Annotated in this window: 16 protein-coding genes; 11 read left to right on the top strand and 5 right to left on the bottom strand. The window is 42.1% G+C overall.

All coding sequences use genetic code 11. The features are described 5' to 3' along the window. Positions 1-9 precede the first annotated feature (9 nt). The 7 genes from nuoI to JU57_RS11000 are packed head-to-tail and all read left to right on the top strand — an operon-like array spanning position 10 to position 8,804. Positions 10-624 (top strand): NADH-quinone oxidoreductase subunit NuoI, encoded by a 615-nt coding sequence (nuoI, locus tag JU57_RS11030; protein ID WP_037960955.1) that lies wholly within the window; start codon positions 10-12, stop codon positions 622-624. Positions 625-631: 7 nt separating this feature from the next. After that, entirely contained in the window at positions 632-1,186 is a 555-nt protein-coding gene (locus JU57_RS11025; RefSeq protein ID WP_037960953.1) for an NADH-quinone oxidoreductase subunit J, read from the top strand. Then, positions 1,183-1,485, top strand: a complete 303-nt coding sequence (nuoK, locus tag JU57_RS11020) for an NADH-quinone oxidoreductase subunit NuoK (protein ID WP_037960950.1) — start codon at positions 1,183-1,185, stop codon at positions 1,483-1,485. The genes JU57_RS11025 and nuoK overlap by 4 nt, the downstream gene beginning before the upstream one ends. Positions 1,486-1,487: 2 nt before the next feature. After that, on the top strand, positions 1,488-3,344 hold the full coding sequence (gene nuoL / locus JU57_RS11015; RefSeq protein WP_037960944.1) for an NADH-quinone oxidoreductase subunit L: 1,857 nt from the start codon (positions 1,488-1,490) through the stop codon (positions 3,342-3,344). A gap of 10 nt (positions 3,345-3,354) precedes the next feature. Further along, positions 3,355-4,881 (top strand): NADH-quinone oxidoreductase subunit M, encoded by a 1,527-nt coding sequence (locus JU57_RS11010; protein WP_037960943.1) that lies wholly within the window; start codon positions 3,355-3,357, stop codon positions 4,879-4,881. Further along, complete coding sequence (gene nuoN / locus JU57_RS11005) at positions 4,881-6,368, top strand: NADH-quinone oxidoreductase subunit NuoN (protein ID WP_037960942.1); 1,488 nt, start codon at positions 4,881-4,883, stop codon at positions 6,366-6,368. Before JU57_RS11010 ends, nuoN begins: the two co-directional genes overlap by 1 nt. A 39-nt stretch (positions 6,369-6,407) precedes the next feature. Next, positions 6,408-8,804, top strand: coding sequence for a hypothetical protein (locus JU57_RS11000; protein ID WP_037960940.1), 2,397 nt, complete (start codon positions 6,408-6,410; stop codon positions 8,802-8,804). Positions 8,805-8,807: 3 nt separating this feature from the next. Here JU57_RS11000 and JU57_RS10995 read toward each other — a convergent pair whose 3' ends face one another. Together JU57_RS10995 and miaA are read right to left on the bottom strand one after the other, a co-directional pair. After that, positions 8,808-10,226: an aldehyde dehydrogenase family protein gene (locus tag JU57_RS10995; RefSeq protein WP_037960938.1), complete on the bottom strand. Its 1,419-nt coding sequence runs from the start codon at positions 10,224-10,226 to the stop codon at positions 8,808-8,810. Between the two features lie 24 nt (positions 10,227-10,250). Continuing rightward, positions 10,251-11,147, bottom strand: coding sequence for a tRNA (adenosine(37)-N6)-dimethylallyltransferase MiaA (miaA, locus tag JU57_RS10990; protein WP_037960936.1), 897 nt, complete (start codon positions 11,145-11,147; stop codon positions 10,251-10,253). Positions 11,148-11,279: 132 nt separating this feature from the next. Between miaA and mqnP the strand changes: the two genes are divergently transcribed. The 3 genes from mqnP to JU57_RS10975 are packed head-to-tail and all read left to right on the top strand — an operon-like array spanning position 11,280 to position 13,187. Then, positions 11,280-12,149: a menaquinone biosynthesis prenyltransferase MqnP gene (mqnP, locus tag JU57_RS10985; RefSeq protein WP_037960934.1), complete on the top strand. Its 870-nt coding sequence runs from the start codon at positions 11,280-11,282 to the stop codon at positions 12,147-12,149. A 2-nt stretch (positions 12,150-12,151) separates the two neighbouring features. Further along, positions 12,152-12,682 (top strand): hypothetical protein, encoded by a 531-nt coding sequence (locus JU57_RS10980; protein ID WP_037960932.1) that lies wholly within the window; start codon positions 12,152-12,154, stop codon positions 12,680-12,682. After that, positions 12,672-13,187, top strand: a complete 516-nt coding sequence (locus tag JU57_RS10975) for a hypothetical protein (protein ID WP_025343420.1) — start codon at positions 12,672-12,674, stop codon at positions 13,185-13,187. Before JU57_RS10980 ends, JU57_RS10975 begins: the two co-directional genes overlap by 11 nt. 37 nt (positions 13,188-13,224) lie before the next feature. Here JU57_RS10975 and JU57_RS10970 read toward each other — a convergent pair whose 3' ends face one another. Both JU57_RS10970 and JU57_RS10965 read right to left on the bottom strand, forming a co-directional pair. Beyond that, on the bottom strand, positions 13,225-14,670 hold the full coding sequence (locus JU57_RS10970; RefSeq protein ID WP_051906819.1) for a methyl-accepting chemotaxis protein: 1,446 nt from the start codon (positions 14,668-14,670) through the stop codon (positions 13,225-13,227). Continuing rightward, entirely contained in the window at positions 14,636-15,148 is a 513-nt protein-coding gene (locus JU57_RS10965; protein WP_037960931.1) for a PAS domain-containing protein, read from the bottom strand. Before JU57_RS10965 ends, JU57_RS10970 begins: the two co-directional genes overlap by 35 nt. 156 nt (positions 15,149-15,304) lie before the next feature. On the opposite strand from JU57_RS10965, the gene moaA reads away from it, so the two are divergent. After that, positions 15,305-16,273 (top strand): GTP 3',8-cyclase MoaA, encoded by a 969-nt coding sequence (moaA, locus tag JU57_RS10960; RefSeq protein ID WP_037960926.1) that lies wholly within the window; start codon positions 15,305-15,307, stop codon positions 16,271-16,273. Here moaA and JU57_RS10955 read toward each other — a convergent pair. After that, the gene (locus JU57_RS10955; protein ID WP_037960924.1) at positions 16,255-17,409 is read right to left on the bottom strand and encodes a molybdopterin molybdotransferase MoeA; all 1,155 of its coding nucleotides are present in this window, start codon (positions 17,407-17,409) and stop codon (positions 16,255-16,257) included. The two genes, moaA and JU57_RS10955, sit on opposite strands and share 19 nt — an antisense overlap. Positions 17,410-17,554 lie beyond the last annotated feature (145 nt).

Below are 17,554 nucleotides of genomic sequence, written 5' to 3'. Positions count from 1 at the left end.
GGGGATGGAATGGAATTAAAAGATTTTAAACAACGCAATATTTCTCCTGGATACATCTTCTTTGAGGGTGAAAAAGCGCCTGAAACAGGATGGCAAGCGTTTCAAAAAGTGGTCAAACGTACCCTCAAAGGCGAGCTTTTTGTCGGTCTTTGGATAGTCTTTCGGGAGATGATTCGCTTTGACATTCACACGATTCAGTACCCTGCGCAAAAAATGGAGATGAGTCCACGGTACCGCGCCATTCACCGTTTGCTTCGTCTGTTTGAAAGCGGGAGTGAGCGCTGCATCGGGTGTGGGTTGTGTGAGAAAATTTGTATTTCAAATTGTATTCGCATGGACACGCATATTGATGAGAAAAGTCGCAAAGTGGTGAGTGAGTACAGCATCAACTTCGGGCGTTGTATCTTTTGTGGGTATTGCGCTGAGGTCTGTCCTGAACTTGCCATCGTGCATGGCGTGGAGTATGAAAATGCGAGTGAGCAACGGGCACATTTTGGTCTCAAAGCGGATATGTTAACGCCACTTGATACCTTTAGAGCCAACGAACAAAAAGAGTTTCCAGGATTTGGTGCATTGAGTGATAATGCCGATGAAGCTGTGAAACAGACACCATTAGCGTATTGAGGTAGCCATGTATGAAGTTATAGCATTTTATGTTTTTGCCGCATTGACCATCGGTATGTTTGGAATTGTGGTGACGAGTCGTAATGCACTCTATGCGATGAGCGCACTAGCAGGTGGCATGATCTTTATCTCGGGCTTCTTTTTTATCTTGGATGCTGAGTTTTTAGGGGTCGTTCAAATCGTCGTTTATTCGGGCGCTATTATGGCACTTTACGCGTTTGGTATGATGTTTTTTGATACAACACGTGATGTTTCAGAAAAGATGCGCTCCAAAAAAATCGCCTACAGTCTCTCCATTGCCAGTGCTGTTTTGGTGGTTGCCATTTTATGCGCACCGCTTGTGGGGGAGAGTGTGGAAGCACTGTATCCTAGCATTGAGGGTGTGGGCAATGTTCAGATGATCGGCGTTGTTTTATTTACCAAATACTTAGTCCCGTTTGAATTAGCCGCCATCATGCTTTTGGTTGCGATGATCTCAGGCATTGTGCTTGCAAGTAAAAAAATGGATGAGTATTTAGCCATCGAAGATGAAGATCTCGAAGATGTAAAGGAGGGCAGATGATCACCTTAACACACTATTTTATTTTAACAGGTATTTTATTTTCCATTGGGCTTGTCGGTGTGATGCGTCGAACAAACCTTTTAATGCTTTTTTTCTCAACCGAGATTTTACTCAATGCGATTAACGTAGGGTTTGTAGCGGTTTCCAAATATTACAATGATCTAAGCGGTCAACTCTTCGCCTTTTTTATCATTGCCGTTGCAGCAAGTGAAGTCGCTGTCGGGCTTGGACTTCTCATTTTATGGTACAAACGCAATGGCTCGGTTGATCTTAACAGTCTTCAGATGATGAAAGGGTAAGTATGGAAAATTATCTTTATACCGCACTTTTTGCGCCCTTGGCAAGTTCTTTGTTTGTAGCCTTGTTTGCGGCGCGTCCTAAGATGCTTTTTACGGGCATTGTGGCTTCGTTGCTTATTGCGATTTCGATGATTGCCTCCTTTGTGTTACTCATCGATGTGAACACCTACGGTCCTTTACATGTAAGCATGATGGACTGGATTTCGGCAGGTAATTTGGAAATTCCTTTTGGTTTTGTGGTCGATGAAGTCTCCGTTATTATGATGGTCACGGTCACACTGGTCTCCACCATCGTTCATATCTATTCGATTGGCTATATGGATCATGATAAAAGCTTTAACCGCTTCTTCTCTTACCTCTCCGCTTTCGTTTTTTCGATGATGATTTTGGTCATGAGTGACAACTTTGTCGGTCTTTTCATTGGTTGGGAAGGTGTGGGGCTTTGTTCATGGCTTCTTATTGGTTTTTGGTACCACAAACACTCTGCCTCTTGGGCAGCAAATGAAGCATTTATCATGAACCGCATTGCCGATCTTGGCATGCTTATGGGGCTTTTCTTGATCTACTGGAGTGTGGGATCTTTCCAATACGACGAGTTTTTTGCGAGTCTCAAAACGATGGATTCTACGCTCCTCGCAACGATTGGACTCTTTCTCTTTATCGGTGCGATGGGTAAATCAGCACAGTTTCCCCTCCACACATGGCTTGCTGATGCGATGGAAGGTCCAACACCGGTTTCAGCATTGATCCACGCAGCAACGATGGTAACCGCAGGGGTGTATCTGGTCATTCGTTGTGGAGAGCTTTATACGCTGATTCCTGATGTGGGCTTTGCCATCGCATCACTAGGAGCATTTGTAGCACTTTTTGCCGCTTCAATGGCGCTGGTCAATAACGATCTTAAACGCATTATCGCCTACTCAACGCTTTCCCAACTGGGTTATATGTTTGTAGCAGCAGGACTTGGGGCGTATTGGATTGCACTGTTTCACTTGATGACACATGCCTTCTTTAAATCACTGTTATTCTTGGGTGCGGGTAACGTTATGCACGCAATGCACGATGAACTCAACATCAAAAAGATGGGTGGCTTGTATGGCTCTATGAAAGCCACCGCGATTTTGATGAGTGTGGCTTCGGTAGCACTCGCGGGCATCTATCCCTTTGCAGGCTTTTTCTCCAAAGATAAAATCTTAGAAGTTGCCTTTAATGAAGGGGCATACTTTTTATGGTTTGCCCTTTTCATCGGTGCAGGACTCACAGCATTTTACAGTTTCCGTTTGGTCATGCTCGTTTTCTTTGGTGAAAAAGAGTATGAAAAGTATGGCATTCATCCGCATGAAGCGCAACCGTTTGTCATTTACGCACTCCTTCCTTTAGGGCTTTTAGCCATTGTGTCAGGATTTTTGGAGCATACGTTTGAAGGGTTTGTAACGCGTCTTTTGGCTCAGTATGAGATTCATATCGAACACGGCACAGAAGCCCTGCTTATTGCCGCAACCTTAGGCATTGCACTCAGCGGCATTGCGTTTGCCGTTTACATGTACCGACGTGGAGGCTTTCCCAAATCATGGGAAGAGCGTTTTTGCTACAAGCTTTTAAGCAACCAATACTATATACCCAAACTTTATGAGCTTTATATTATGCGTCCTTTTAGTGCTTTAGCAAACTTTGCATGGCAAAAAATTGATACGAAAGTGGTGGATTTGACAGTGGATTTAATTGCAAAAATGGTGTACTCCACAGGTGAAAAAAGCAGAAAAATGCAAAGCGGTAACCTCTCAGACATGCTTAGGTGGATGGTGGTTGGTATGATTGGCTTACTCATTTTAGCCTTCGTTTACAGACCAATGGTTTAGGGAGCAGAGGATGGAACATATTTTATCACTTCTTGTATTTTTCCCAGCAATGGCAGGACTCTTAGGCTTTTTGGTCGCTAAAGAGAGTATTCGGGCATATGGTATTAGTGTCAGTGCCATTGAGTTTTTTCTTTCGATTATTTTATGGATTGGCTATGATAGCACCAATGCTGGCTATCAATTTGTCGAGTATTATCCTTTTATCTCAAGTTATGGTATGAGTTACTATCTCGGTGTAGACGGTATTTCACTCTTCTTAGTGATTTTATCGACCTTTATTACGATGATTGCACTCATTGCGCTGAGTATCGAAAAAGAGATTAAAAACTTGATTATCTCCGTGCTTTTTTTAGAGATGACGATGGTGGGTGTGTTTGTGATCTTGGATGTGATCTGGTTTTACGCTTTTTGGGAACTCTCATTGGTGCCGATGCTCTATATCATTGGTGCATGGGGAAGTGTGAACCGTATGTACGCAGCGATCAAATTTTTTCTCTACACTTTTGCAGGTTCTGTTTTAATGCTCGTGGGCATCTTGTATATGGGCTTTTTATACCACGAAGCAACGGGAATTTGGAGTTTTGCATTGCCAGATTGGTACTTGTTGCAAGTGCCTTTTGAAACGCAATTATGGCTTTTTGGAGCCTTCTTCTTAGCGTTTGCAATTAAAGTGCCGATGTTTCCGTTTCATACATGGTTACCGTATGCGCACGGTCAAGCCCCAACGATTGGTTCGATCATCCTAGCAGCCGTGCTTCTTAAAATGGGAAGTTACGGTTTTGTGCGTTTTTCACTTCCACTCTTCCCGGATGCGTCAGTCTATTTTCTGATCCCTGTGGCGGTGATTTGTATCATTATGGTGATTTATGCGGCGATGATTGCGTACGCGCAAAAAGATATGAAACAGGTTATTGCGTACAGTTCGATTTCACATATGGGGATTGTTGTTCTTGGAACGTTTGCTATGAACGCTGAGGGCATTACAGGCTCTATCTTCTTGATGCTAAGCCATGGTATCGTGAGTGGGGCTCTGTTTATGCTGGTAGGAGTTATTTATGATCGCCGCCATACAAAGCTTATGAGTGATTTTGGAGGTCTGGCTTCGGTGATGCCAAATTTCGCAACTATCTACGGCATTATGCTGATGGCCTCTGTTGGACTTCCTCTTTCCATCGGATTTGTTGGGGAATTTTTATCGTTAGTTGGATTTTACCGTATCAGTTGGGTGATGACCTTATTGGCAGGAACAGGCATTATTTTGGGCGCAGTTTACATGTTGGTTTTGTATAAAAAATCTTTTTTTGGTGAAGTCGTCCATGCTGAAAATAAAACACTCAAAGATCTGAATGCCAAAGAGTTAACCGCACTCATTCCATTAGTGGCATTGGTTGCCATTTTAGGCATTTATCCCAAACCTGTGCTCAGTGTGATCGATATGAGTGTTCAAAAGATGCTCGTACTGATGGACCAAAAAGCGGTGCTGCAAGAGACCAAAGAGCTGCTGTTTAAAGCCAATACCATAGGAGGAACAAACTAATGCTAGAGCCTATCTTAATTGATGTTGCAAGCCTCAATCTGCCTGCACTTCTTCCTATGGCAATCTTGGTTGTGGGTGCCTTAGCGGTTATTTGTGCTGATTTGGCGGTTAAAGGGCTTAATCGTAGTTTTTTAACGATGATTACGGTGCTCTTTATTATCTTAGATTTCGGCGCAGTGATTGGCTATACAGGGCCTGCACGCGGATTTTTTGATGTACTTTTGGTCGATGGCATTGCCATAATTGCGCAGGTCATTATCTTAGTCGCTTCGGCTCTTTTCTTACCGCTCTCGTTAAGCCATCGTCATTTTAGAGAGTTTAGAATGGCAGAATTTTACGCTCTTTTTATGTTTATGATCGTAGGGTTCCAATGTATGGTGGTCAGCGATAACCTCATTTTGATTTTTATTGGACTGGAGACTTCAAGCCTTGCTCTTTACACACTCATTGCGCTGCACAACCGTGCTAAAGCCTTTGAAGCAGCGATTAAATACTTTACTATGGGCGCATTGGCGGCTGGATTTTACGGCATGTCTGCACTGATTTTTTACGCTCTTACGGGGAGTGTTGAGATTTATCAGATCGAAAAAGTACTGATGGCACGTCATTTTGAGCCACTCATTGGTGTGCTAGCGGCAACGGTATTTATGCTGGGTGCGCTTGGATTTAAACTCTCCTTGGTGCCATCACACACATGGACGCCTGATGTCTACGAGGGAAGTTCAGCGCCACTGGCTGGGTATATGTCCGTTGTGCCAAAAATTGCAGGGTTTGTGGTTGCGATGCGTTTGTTTGAGATGCTGGTATCTTCGGGTGTGGTATGGGTCGAGCACATTCTTTACGCAGCCGTTGTGCTTACAATGACATTAGCCAATCTGACCGCATTGGTACAAGAAGATGTTAAACGCATGCTAGCCTTTAGTTCCATTTCGCATGCGGGTTTTATGATGGCAGCAATTCTTATTGGAACAACGCAAGCCAATACGGCTCTGTTTCTCTACTGGACGCTTTTTATGTTTACCAACCTTGGCGCATTTACGATGCTTTGGATTGTACGCCATCGCAAAAATCTTTGGGATGAGCGTTACCAACACCCCTATACTAAGTTTTCAGGCTTGGTTAAGATTATGCCAACAACGGCAACGATTATGGGCATTTTCATGTTTGCCCTTGCCGGTATGCCTCCGTTTTCCGTTTTTTGGGGTAAGCTCTATCTGATCAGTGCTGCGATTAACAGTGAGTTTATTTTCTTAGCGGTTATCATCGCACTCAACAGTGCTATTGCGGTGTACTACTACATGAAACTGGTCATTTACATGTTCTTAAAAGAGCCGGTTACTGCGGATGCAAAGCTGTATGCTACCAATGCTTCAACCCCGTTAAAAGTCATTGTGGGTGTGGCGGTTATTTTCACTATTTTTGCGATTGTTTTCGTGGAGCCTTTATTAACGGTTATTACCAAATATGTGATCGCTAGCGGTTTTTAATAAGGGGCGAAAAACCCCTTATTTTGCTATAATGCACGCATGAAATCTATTTTAATCTTCCTTTTAGTATCGGTACAACTCTTCGCTTTGGAGATTGTTTTAAACAGTGGAAAAGAGAGTAGGGTGAATTATGCCATCTTACATGTAATGGATGCAAAGCCCTTTTTATGCCAAACCATTCCGGATGCCCTCGATAAAAAACACTACATTTGTACGATCAATCGGCCCATTGATAAACCCATAGAATCGAAGAAAATGAAGTTGGTTGAGCTTGATTTTTATGAAAAAGAGGGTATTTTTTACGTTACGATTGAGCCTAAAGTCGATTCAAAGCTAATTCCTGTAGAAGAGAGCCTTTATACGACCAGTGAGATTCTAACGAAGCCTCAAGAGAAGCTTTACAGCCACTGGACCATTCTTCTTCAAGAAAAACCACTTTACGAAGAAAAAAGTGTCCAAGATGGGATCGATTTTCCCGTGGAATTTCCCAAATATCAAAAGCCTTACATCGGCGCACTTGATCTCAATGGTGCTCCGATCTCCTATGCGCAAAGTAAAGACATAGGGCTCTATTTAGAGATTAAGCAGTCGTATGAGAGTGGCTACTATGAGAGTGTGGTGAAAGATGTCAAACGCGTTTTAACGCTTTTCCCTAATTCTATTTTCAGAAGTGAACTGGAACTGTATCAGATGCGTGCTATGGATAAAATCTTAAGTGCGAAAAGTGAAGACAAATCTGATAATCTCGCTTTCAATGAAAATGACATTATCACTGTGGGAAAACGGTGGACCAAAGAGTTTGCCAGTGATGAAAATATCCCTGAAGTTTTAATGTTGATGACCAAAGCGTATATCAAAAGTGGCGCCAAATCAGATACCAACTATTTCATTGATATTTTAATCAGTGAACATCCCGATAGTCTTTTTACCAAACGTGCCATTTTGCTCTATGCGGATAACCTTTTCCTTAAAAAAGAGAAAGATAAGGCGATGAAACTCTACCTCGATGTGCTCTTTAGTGCGCAAGATTTGGACATCGCATCCGAAGCGGCGATACGTTTGAGTGATCATCAGATGGATGCGGGTAAGATGAAAGAGGCAAAAGAGTATCTGCTTAAAGTGCTTAATGTCAATGCGCACTATTTGCTCAAAGACAAAGAGGCAAGCTATAAGTTGGCACGCAGACTTTTTGAACATCATCTGTATGACTTAGCGGCGAAGATTACCGATTTGCTCTTAGAAAATTCCTCTAAACGAGACGATAATCGAGAGCTGTTACTCAAAGAGAGTGGAGATTGGCATGCCAAAGCCAATGAAGTAGAAGCGGCACATGCACGTTATCAAGAGTACTTAAATGATTATAAAAACAGTGGTGATTATGTGCAAGAAGTGAGTGAGAGTTTGGATGAACTCTTTTTTAAACTGAACGAAAACAATGAGACAAAACTTGCCAATTACTATGATAAATTGATTGAAAAATATAACAATGAGATTGGGCAAAAAGCACTGCTAGAAAAAGCAAAATTATTGCTCAAACAGCAACGATTTGAAGAAGTTTTAACCCTTCAAAAAGAGCTTGAGCGAGTACCCGATCGCTTTGATATTAAACCTGAAGAGTTGGTTTATGAAGCAGCAAAAGCATTGGCACTTAGAGAGCTTCAAAAAGATGAATGTCAAAATACGGTTAATCTGATCGAAACCTACAAACTCCAAATTACTGAGTCTGAACACGAAGAGAAGCTTTTTCAATGCTTTATGCGCGTATCGCGCTTTGATCGCGCTAGGGAGATTTCAACAACACATCTTAAAGACAACGCTCTTGCAAGTAGGTACTACTGGGCACAAAAAGAGGTACAAGCACTCTTTAAAATGGGAAAATACCAAGAAGCCCTTGCCTTTAAAGAGGATCTTAAAACCCTCTCATTTTCACTCAGGGAAAAAATAGGGCTAGAGACGATTCGCGATCTTTTCTTCTCATTGGTCAAACTTAAAAACCTTGAAGGCGCAGCCTCTTTGGCGGAGAGTATTAAAATTCTCTATCCTGATGAAGCGAGCAATTTGGATATTTATTATGAGATTGTGAAAATGGCGAGTGACGCGAAAAATGATCTTTTACTGGTGACGTATGCCGAAGCAAGCCGTGAGATGCAAACGAAGTTTAAATCCACAGCCCTTAGCCCAACCTTGGAGTTTAGCTATATGGATGCGTTGAAGCGTTTGGGTCGAGATGAAGAGGCGTTACGTGTCGCAGAGTCGCTTGTGCCTCAAAACTTAATACCTAAAGAGAGAATACGACTCTTTTACCAAGCCGGAGAGCTCAGTTTAAAATTGCAAGATGCGGTGAAAGCCAAATCGTATTTTGCACAATGCGTCGCCATTAACGATAACAGCTCATGGAAAAGCATCTGCCAACAAAATCTTGATTTAATGCCGTAGGTGTTAAAACAGTATCGACTTTATCTCGCAAAAGGCGTCCATAGAGTAGCGTCCACCCATTCTGCCTAGACCTGATTGTTTCATGCCACCAAAGGGAGGGTTTTTTGCCTTTGATGCAGCAGTATTGATCAGAACCCTTCCACTTCGTATCTGCTTTGCAAATTCATACGCCTTCGTCTCATCGCTTGAAAAGACATATGCAGAGAGCCCAAAAAGAGTGTCGTTTGCCATAACGAGCGCTTCTGCTTCAGTCTCGTAAGGTAGAACGCATAAAACGGGGCCAAAGATCTCTTCTTGCACGATTTTCAATGTTTGATCTTGGCAGATAAAGACGGTTGGCTTGACAAAATAGCCTTTCTCAAACCCTTGAACTCTTCCAAGCCCTCCACACAAAAGCTGCGCTCCCTCTTTGATACCACTTTGGATGTAATTTTGTACGGTATTAAATTGGGTTTGGTTGATCATCGGACCAATCTTGGTCTCTTCGTTTTTTGGATCGCTGATGGTGAGCTTTTGGATCGTTTCAAGGAGGAGTAGTTTGACCTCATTCAGTTTCGCTTTGGGGACTAACAGTCTACTGCCTGCATGGCACGCTTGCCCACTATTGCTATAGGCACTGCTTAAAACATGCGGAATTACTTTGGCAAAATCGGCATCTTCTAAAAGTACCGTTGGGGATTTTCCACCCAGTTCGAGGGTCATGCGTTTAATGGTTTTTGAGCAGTTTTCAAAAATCTTTTTGCCCGTTTTGGTACTGCCAATAAATGAAATAGCATTGACAAGTGGGTGTTTTGTTAACACTTCACCGACACACTCGCCTGTTCCATGAACGACATTGATAACGCCTTTGGGAATATGGGCTCTGTGCAAACACTCTAAGAATGCTTGAGTTTCAAGGGCATTAAATTCACTGGGCTTGATCACAAGGGTGCATCCCAGTGCGATAGCAGGAGCGATATTGCTACATAAATGCGCTAGATTGGCATTCCACGGAATGATCACGCCAATGACGCCCACGCCCTCTTTGATCGTTATGGAGTAGTCATCTTTTTTAACGAAATCGTAGCTCTTAAGCTCTTCTTTGATTGCTAAAAAGAGATTGATAGCGTTTTTAGTGCGTCTGCGCGTTGTGGTAATCGTTGCACCAAATTCTAAAACGGCTAAGTTAATGAGTCTCTCTTCGTGCTGGATCAGTTCATCATGAATGCGCTGTAAAATCTCCATTCGCTCCTCAACCGATGTGTGTGAAAACGATTCAAAGGTTGTGGCGGCACAGTGAATGGCTTCCTCCATTGCAGCAGGCGTGCTTAAATAAATCTGTGCGATTTCCTCTTCGGTTGTAGGATTTTTCAGCGTTAAGCTTTTGGTCGAATCAATTTTTTTGAATTCGCCGTTGATGTAGTTTTGGTCGATTATTTTCATTTAATGAGATTACCTTTATCGTTGTTAAGATTTAAAATGCGTTTCAATGGCGTCAAAAATATCCTTCAGATCACCTTTGGGATGCGGTGGAAATTGCGAAGCATTGAAAGTGCGTTGACGTTTGGCTAAATGAATTGTATTCAAGCTAATGCGCTCAGCCAGTTCATTAAACGTAAGTTTCCCATCGAAATACTCCAACACCTCTTTGATGCCAATCGCTTTCATACACTGCGGTGCTCTGCTGTACCGTTTTTCCAACCCAAAGACTTCATCCACCAGCCCTTGTGTGAGCATGTTCTGCGTGCGCAGTGCAATTCTTTGCGCAAGAATTTCTCGTGGCGTATCGATTTCAAACAGGGCAATCTCTTTAATGAGAGGCGCTTGCTTGGCATGTAAAAGATAGGCTGAGGGGATTTCACCTGTTGTCAAAAAGATCTCCAACCATTTCTCGATGCGGTAACGATCATTGGACGCAATTTTGCGCGCAAATGCCTCATCGTGCGCGCGTATAAGCGCATACGATGCTTCTAAATCCATCAAGAGATGATCGATTTTCTCTTTTACATGTAAAGATATTTCAGGCTTGATACTCAGTCCTTCCATCATCGCTTTGAGGTAAAAACCTGTTCCTCCTACGATGATCAGATGTTTCCCCTCACGCAAGGCTTCCTCTTTAGCGTCTTGGAAGAGCTCAAAAAACATCGTGACATCAAAATGCTCGCTGGGCAAAAGAATATCCATCCCAAAATGCTTTACCCCTTGGCGCTCCGCAAGAGAGGGTTTCGCAGAAGCAATGTCAATCTCTTTATAAATGCTCAGTGAATCAAGCGATACACTATATGCGTTATACTTCAGTGCCAATTCAATGGAAAGAGCTGTTTTACCTGAAGCAGTAGGTCCTAAAATAGCGATGGTTTTCAATGAGTTTCTCTTACATGTCAGTTTGAGTACTTGTTGTACTTTTGCGCCTTTTAGCGGTGCTGTGCGTGCAATTATAACACTTTTAAAGGGTTTTGTTGTAAAATCAAGCCATCTTAAACGTAAAGGTTAGTATTGCAACAACTCTGGCTCAAACTCAAAGATATTAGTGATTTGATCGTCTTTAAACACTCCGTTTTCGCACTTCCTTTTATTTTCGTGGCGATGATAGTCTCGTCTAAAGCTGTAAATGGTTCTATTTGGTTTGGATTTAAACTATTGATTTTAGGACTTTTAGCCGCGGTGAGTGCACGAAATTTTGCAATGGCATTTAATCGTTATGCCGATCGCGATATTGATAAATACAATCCACGAACCGCCAATCGCCCGAGTGTTGATGGACGCATTGGTACGTTCAATATGCAGCTTTTTATAGCACTCAATGCCATTGTTTTTATCGTGGTTGCCTATTGTATTAATGATCTTGCGTTTTATCTGAGCATTCCTATTTTGGTTATTTTGGGCGGATATTCGCTCTTCAAACGTTTTTCTCCGTATGCGCATTTGGTACTTGGGGTTTCGTTGGGACTTGCTCCCATCGCAGGTGTTGTGGCGATTCAAGAGTCCATTCCATTGTGGTCGATTTTACTCTCCATTGGCGTGATGTACTGGGTGGCAGGGTTTGATCTGCTCTATTCTTTGCAAGATATGGAATACGATAAAGCCAATGGACTTTTCTCGATTCCTTCACGCTTTGGACAAGAGGCGACTTTTTTTATCTCGCGCCTGTTTCATGCCCAAACCGTACTCTTTTGGTTCTTGTTTGTGCTCAGTGCCAATCTTGGATTTTTGGCGTATGTGGGCGTTGTGATTTCTGCGATCGTGCTCTTTTTTGAACACCGCATTGTGCTTAAAGATTTTTCCAAAATTGATCGCGCCTTTTTCACGCTCAATGGCTATTTGGGCATCATCTTTTTTGCCCTGATTTTTTTAGATAGGCTCTAAATATGGAAAACATCCGTTTTGTGACCGCTTTTTTAAAGATCGCTTTTGAACCAAGTGATGTGGAGAATGCACCATTCCTGCAAGAGTATTACGCACTTTTGCAGATCAATGATGACCCCTTAGGGCTTTGGCTCAAATCGTCTAAAATTCGCAAAGAAGCCGAAGCGAGCGATCAGGTTCTCTTAACACTGTTAATTGAACTGCACCGAAAAATCGATAAACTGACCCATCTGTCGACCAGTGACACACCTTTGTATGTGCCCTTAGCGATGCACGGAAATCTCAAAGCGATTGGGCATGGCTACATAGCGTTTGATAGCGACGTTTTAAAACCAAACGAGAGCTATTATGCACGCATTGATATGCCAACGTTCCCAAGGCGTCAGATTCCGATTTTTTTTGAAGCACACAGTGAAAATGTCGGTAAAATAGTGATGATGCACGAAGACGATGAGAACGATTGGAACGCGTATATGGTCGCGTGTGAGCGTGTCATGATACGCCAAATGAAAGGACATCAAAGTGAGTATTGAAACCCTCGCCTTTATAGCATTAGCCGCCCTTGTGGTGATCATCTTTTTGATGGTCTATATTCGCGATATCGAGGTCAATAAAAAACTGATGATTTATGAAAAAAGCATTGAAGAGCTGAACTACCAAAATCATGTGCTCAACAAGACATTAAACGAACTCACCTCCGCTTCCAAAGAGCCTGCCTTGGATGCTAAGGCGTTGGAGAGTAAGATTCTTGGAAGTGTTAAAGAGGAGATTCATCAAAGTGTGTTTCCGTTGGTAGCTTCTTTGCAAGATGTTGAAAAAATTATGCAGAATTTCAGAGATGAGCAAAGTGGTCGCATTGATCGTTTGGAGAGCCGTACCAAAGAGATGGGATTTGCCTCCTCTTCGCCTTCAAGTTCGAATGAAAAAGTGATTGTCTCTCAATATGCCAAAGGCAGAAGCGAAGCCGAAATTGCGAAAGATTTACGCATTGGCATCGGTGAAGTTGATTTGGTATTAAAACTGGCAAATTTAAAGTAAGAGGATTTAGTCCTCTTACTTTTTAATGTTATGTGTATCAAATTGCGCGTTTAAGCTCTTCTGTGTGTTCTTCCACCATTTTATCCAGTGTTGCAAGAAGGGTTGCACTACCTGCTTCTAGTTTTTTAAAAACATTAATATACTGTGCAACATTATTCACGTCATAGCCTATTTTTGCCAATTGCTCATTTTCGTTCATACACTCAATAATTTGTGAAAGTGGTGCTTCGAGCATATGGTAGGATTTTGTACGGTTGAAGCGTTCTTTGATAATAGGACTAGTATGCCATGCTCTAAATTTACAGTTTTCATTCTTAACAAATTTTCCATCTGCTCTTTCGTTAAGAACTTCCTCATAGGTATTTGTTTTACAGAGAATATGATCTGTTTTAGCCAATGTAGTTCTAATTTTACTATCAAGTGAGTAAGAGATATTGGCTGTTACATTCGCATCTTTATTAAACTCTTTTAAAGCCTCTTCAAATTGTATAACATTTTGCCCACTGTAATTTGCAATCACACTAATACGATCTGAATTGGAGTGAATACCATTGGTCTCTTGTTGCAGGGTTTGAATGGTTATAGCAATTTCTTGTGTTGCTTTTTGTGTGCGTTCTGCTAATTTTCTTACTTCATCAGCAACAACGGCAAATCCACGTCCATGTTCTCCTGCACGTGCTGCTTCAATTGCGGCATTGAGTGCCAATAAATTGGTTTGATCGGCAATATCTTTAATAAGATTGACGACAGAAGAGATTTCATTCGTACGCTCACTAAGTGAGGTGATTGCTTCGTTAGTACTCATGAGAAGTTCAAGTAATTCTTTAATATCATTGGATAACACCATAACGGTTCGTAAACTATCATCAGATTTTTTAGCGGTGGATTTTGACATTTCAGTAATTTTTGCCATCTCCTCAATGCTTGTAAAAAGATCATGTTGGATGCTAGTGATACCTTTGCTACCACCGCCAAGATCAGAAAGTGCAGAAGAGAGCATGCCTCTCGCTTTGCCTTTTTGTCCCTCGGAAATACCTTTAACACCTTCAGAGAGATACCGTGCATTAATAGCAAAAAGTCCACGAAAACCTTCGTTGAAAATATTGCGATATGTTTTTCCTTGCCCCGCTGACTCGATGGACGTTTTCGTTTCTCTCATCAAGGCTTCCGTTTGATCTAAAAGATCATTGATAGCATACGCTACTTCACCCATTGGTTGATGTGGATCGACATTAACGATGCGTGGTTCTAAGTTACCTTTAGCAGCTTCTTTAACAACATTGAGTACTTTTTCATAGGTTACGGTATCACATTGCATGGTCTTACGACTACCAAAAAAAGAGCCGACACCAACACCTAGAAGTAATCCTGAGGTTGTAAAACTCTCGGTAAAATCATCATAATAGGCTCCGAGTATTATAAAAAGAAGAAGCGTTAAAAGAAAGAGTTTATAATCGTTGCAACGTGTTAGAAAGTTCTTCATAACTCACTCCTTTTTCATTGAGTAGATTGGTAAGATAGGCAAAAGAAACGTCCATGCCGCCCGTTTTTTCCAGTTCAAGTAATTTGGCGTACAAAGGCTTGATAATCTCTAACGCTTTAGGATTGGCTTTGCGTCTGATGGAGTAATAGCCAATAATGTTGCCTGATGAATCGGTTGAAGCGGTGACATTGGCATACACCCAGTAATAGCCTCCATCAAAACTGAGATTTTTAACATACGCAAAAATCTCCTCTTTATTTTTGACATGATCCCATAAGAGTTTAAAAATAATGCGAGGCATGTCAGGATGACGAATAATACTGTGTGGTTTACCAAGAATTTCTTGTTCGCTCGCACCTACGATTTTGATGAAAGGTTCATTGCAGTAAGTGACTTTGCCATGGGTATCGGTTTTAGAAACTAAAAACGCATCCGCACTGACCGTATGTTCCTTATTATTGGGAATAGGCTTTTGCATACCTAGACTCCTTGCAAAGGTTATTTAAAAAATGTCACACATTCTAGCTCAATCATTTTTAAAAATAGCTTGAAAGTTCTGATAACCATTTTTAACAATCTATATTGTGGATATTTATGTATAATAGCCTCCGCATTAAAGCAACAAGGAACAAAAATGTTAGTGGATGGATTTGGAAGAAACGTCACTTATTTAAGGGTTTCCGTAACCGAGAGGTGTAATTTTAGGTGTCAGTACTGTATGCCTGAAAAGCCCTTTTCATGGGTGCCTAAAGAGAATTTACTGAGCTTTGAAGAACTATTTTTATTTGTCAAAGTCGCCATTGATGAAGGCATCACCAAGATCAGAATCACGGGAGGCGAACCTCTTTTAAGAACCGATTTAGATAAATTTATCGCCATGATCAATCAGCATAAGAGTGGGTTGGATTTGGCGCTTACAACCAACGGTTTTTTACTCAAAGATGCGGCGCAAAAACTCAAAAATGCTGGACTTCAACGCGTTAACATTTCATTGGACAGTCTGAAACCTGAGGTCGCCAGTAAAATGGCGCAAAAAGACGTCTTAGCCAAAGTGCAAGCAGGCATTGAAGAAGCACTTCGTGTGGGGTTGAACGTTAAAATTAACATGGTGCCCATCAAAGGCATTAACGCCGATGAGGTTTTGGATGTACTCGAATATGCCAAAGCGCGCGGTATGTCGATTCGCTTTATCGAATACATGGAAAACACCCATGCCAAAGAGCAACTCAAAGGTCTGAGTGGAAATGAAGTGCAAGCAATGATTGCACAACGATACCCCTTTAAAGGGATAGGCCGTGTGGGACCAAGTCCTGCGCATCTGTTTGAGCTGGATGATGGCTATGTTTTTGGCATTATCGACCCACACAAACACGATTTTTGTGAAGATTGTAACCGCATTCGCCTCACGGCTGAGGGCATGTTGATTCCCTGTCTTTACTTTGATGAAGCAATGAGCATCAAAGATGCGGTGCATAAAGGCGACGTGGCCGCTGCTGCTGAGATTTTAAAAGAGGTATTGCGCAATAAACCTGAAAAGAATAAATGGAGCGATGATGATCAAAATGAGACATCAAGTCGCGCCTTTTACGAAACGGGTGGATGAGTAAAATAGAAGAAGGAGATCTCTTCGCCTTCTTCGATGCTCTCTTTGCCTTCGCTTAAGGTATAACCATTGCATTGGCTGAGGATATTAAGTCGCCCTGCCTCGTAATAGGGCGCGCATACAAAATGTCTTCCATCGCTGTAGCCCGGAATGGCACTCATCGAATTATCTTTACATGTAAGGCGTTTTTGGTTGATGCAGGTAATGAAATTAGGAATAATGCAAGGTCGATGTTGCAGGTGCCGAAGTAGTGGAACGCCCAGCATTTCAAACCCCAACATGCACCCCAGTGGGAGTCCTGGAAGGTGTAAAATAGGCGTGTTTTCAAAAAGCGTCAGCGCACTGGGTTTGGCAGGTGTAATGCGGACTTGGTGAAACAGAGGAATAAGTGTTTGAGTCTCTAAGAGGCGACGCATCGCATCGTGACGACTCAGTGCTCCCGTTGTAATAACGCAATCTGCTTTGGTTACGAGTGTCTGCAATGTCTTTAAAATCTGAGCGTCATCCTCTTCGCAAATCACAATCTCACCGACGTTTCCCCCCAATTCGACGACCCGTGCGGCTAAACTCATTGCGTTTGAGTTGTGGATTTCACCCGAGGCGAGTTGGGAGCCAATGCTTAAAATACTTACCATCGGTTTTTGTACCGCTTGGACTTTAGTAATGCCTTGGGCTGCGAGGGCTGTGATTTTTTGCGCACTGATACGCTCATATTTTTTCAGCAGTAATTCGCCTTTAGCAATGTCTTCTCCCTCTTTTTTAATGTGCTGAGATTGGCTTACATGTAAAGGAATTTTGATGCACTCATTGTGCTCAAAAAGGACATCTTCTTCGGCAATAATCGTATCGGCACCTTCGGGAATACTCTCCCCCGTGGAAAGCCTAACACCGTACCCCAACGGGATGGGCGTAGGATAGGGTGGATTTAAAAGTGTGTAGGTAAGGGTACTTGGCTCAAACGCAATACCATAGCCTTCTTTCAGGCTCATCGGATGTTTCGGTAACGCAAATTTGGCGTAAACATCGCTACTGGAAATGCGGTTGATCGCTTTTAAAAGAGGCAATGTTTGGTTTACATGTAAAGGTTGAATTTGTGTTTGAATAATCTGAAGCGCTTCTTGGTACGAAATAGGCATGGTTTAACCTTGTGATTTATGGGTACTATTATACTAAAATGGGTAAAATCTGAGATTAGACTTCTTTTATAACCCGTTGAAAAAAGAGTATCGCTGATAGCGCATCACTTTTTGAAACTAAAAACATCGCCATAGCTTCGGCTAT

Source organism: Sulfurospirillum sp. SCADC, assembly GCF_000743525.1.
Taxonomy (GTDB): Bacteria; Campylobacterota; Campylobacteria; order Campylobacterales; family Sulfurospirillaceae; genus Sulfurospirillum.
This window is presented reverse-complemented; position numbering and strand designations above follow the sequence as displayed.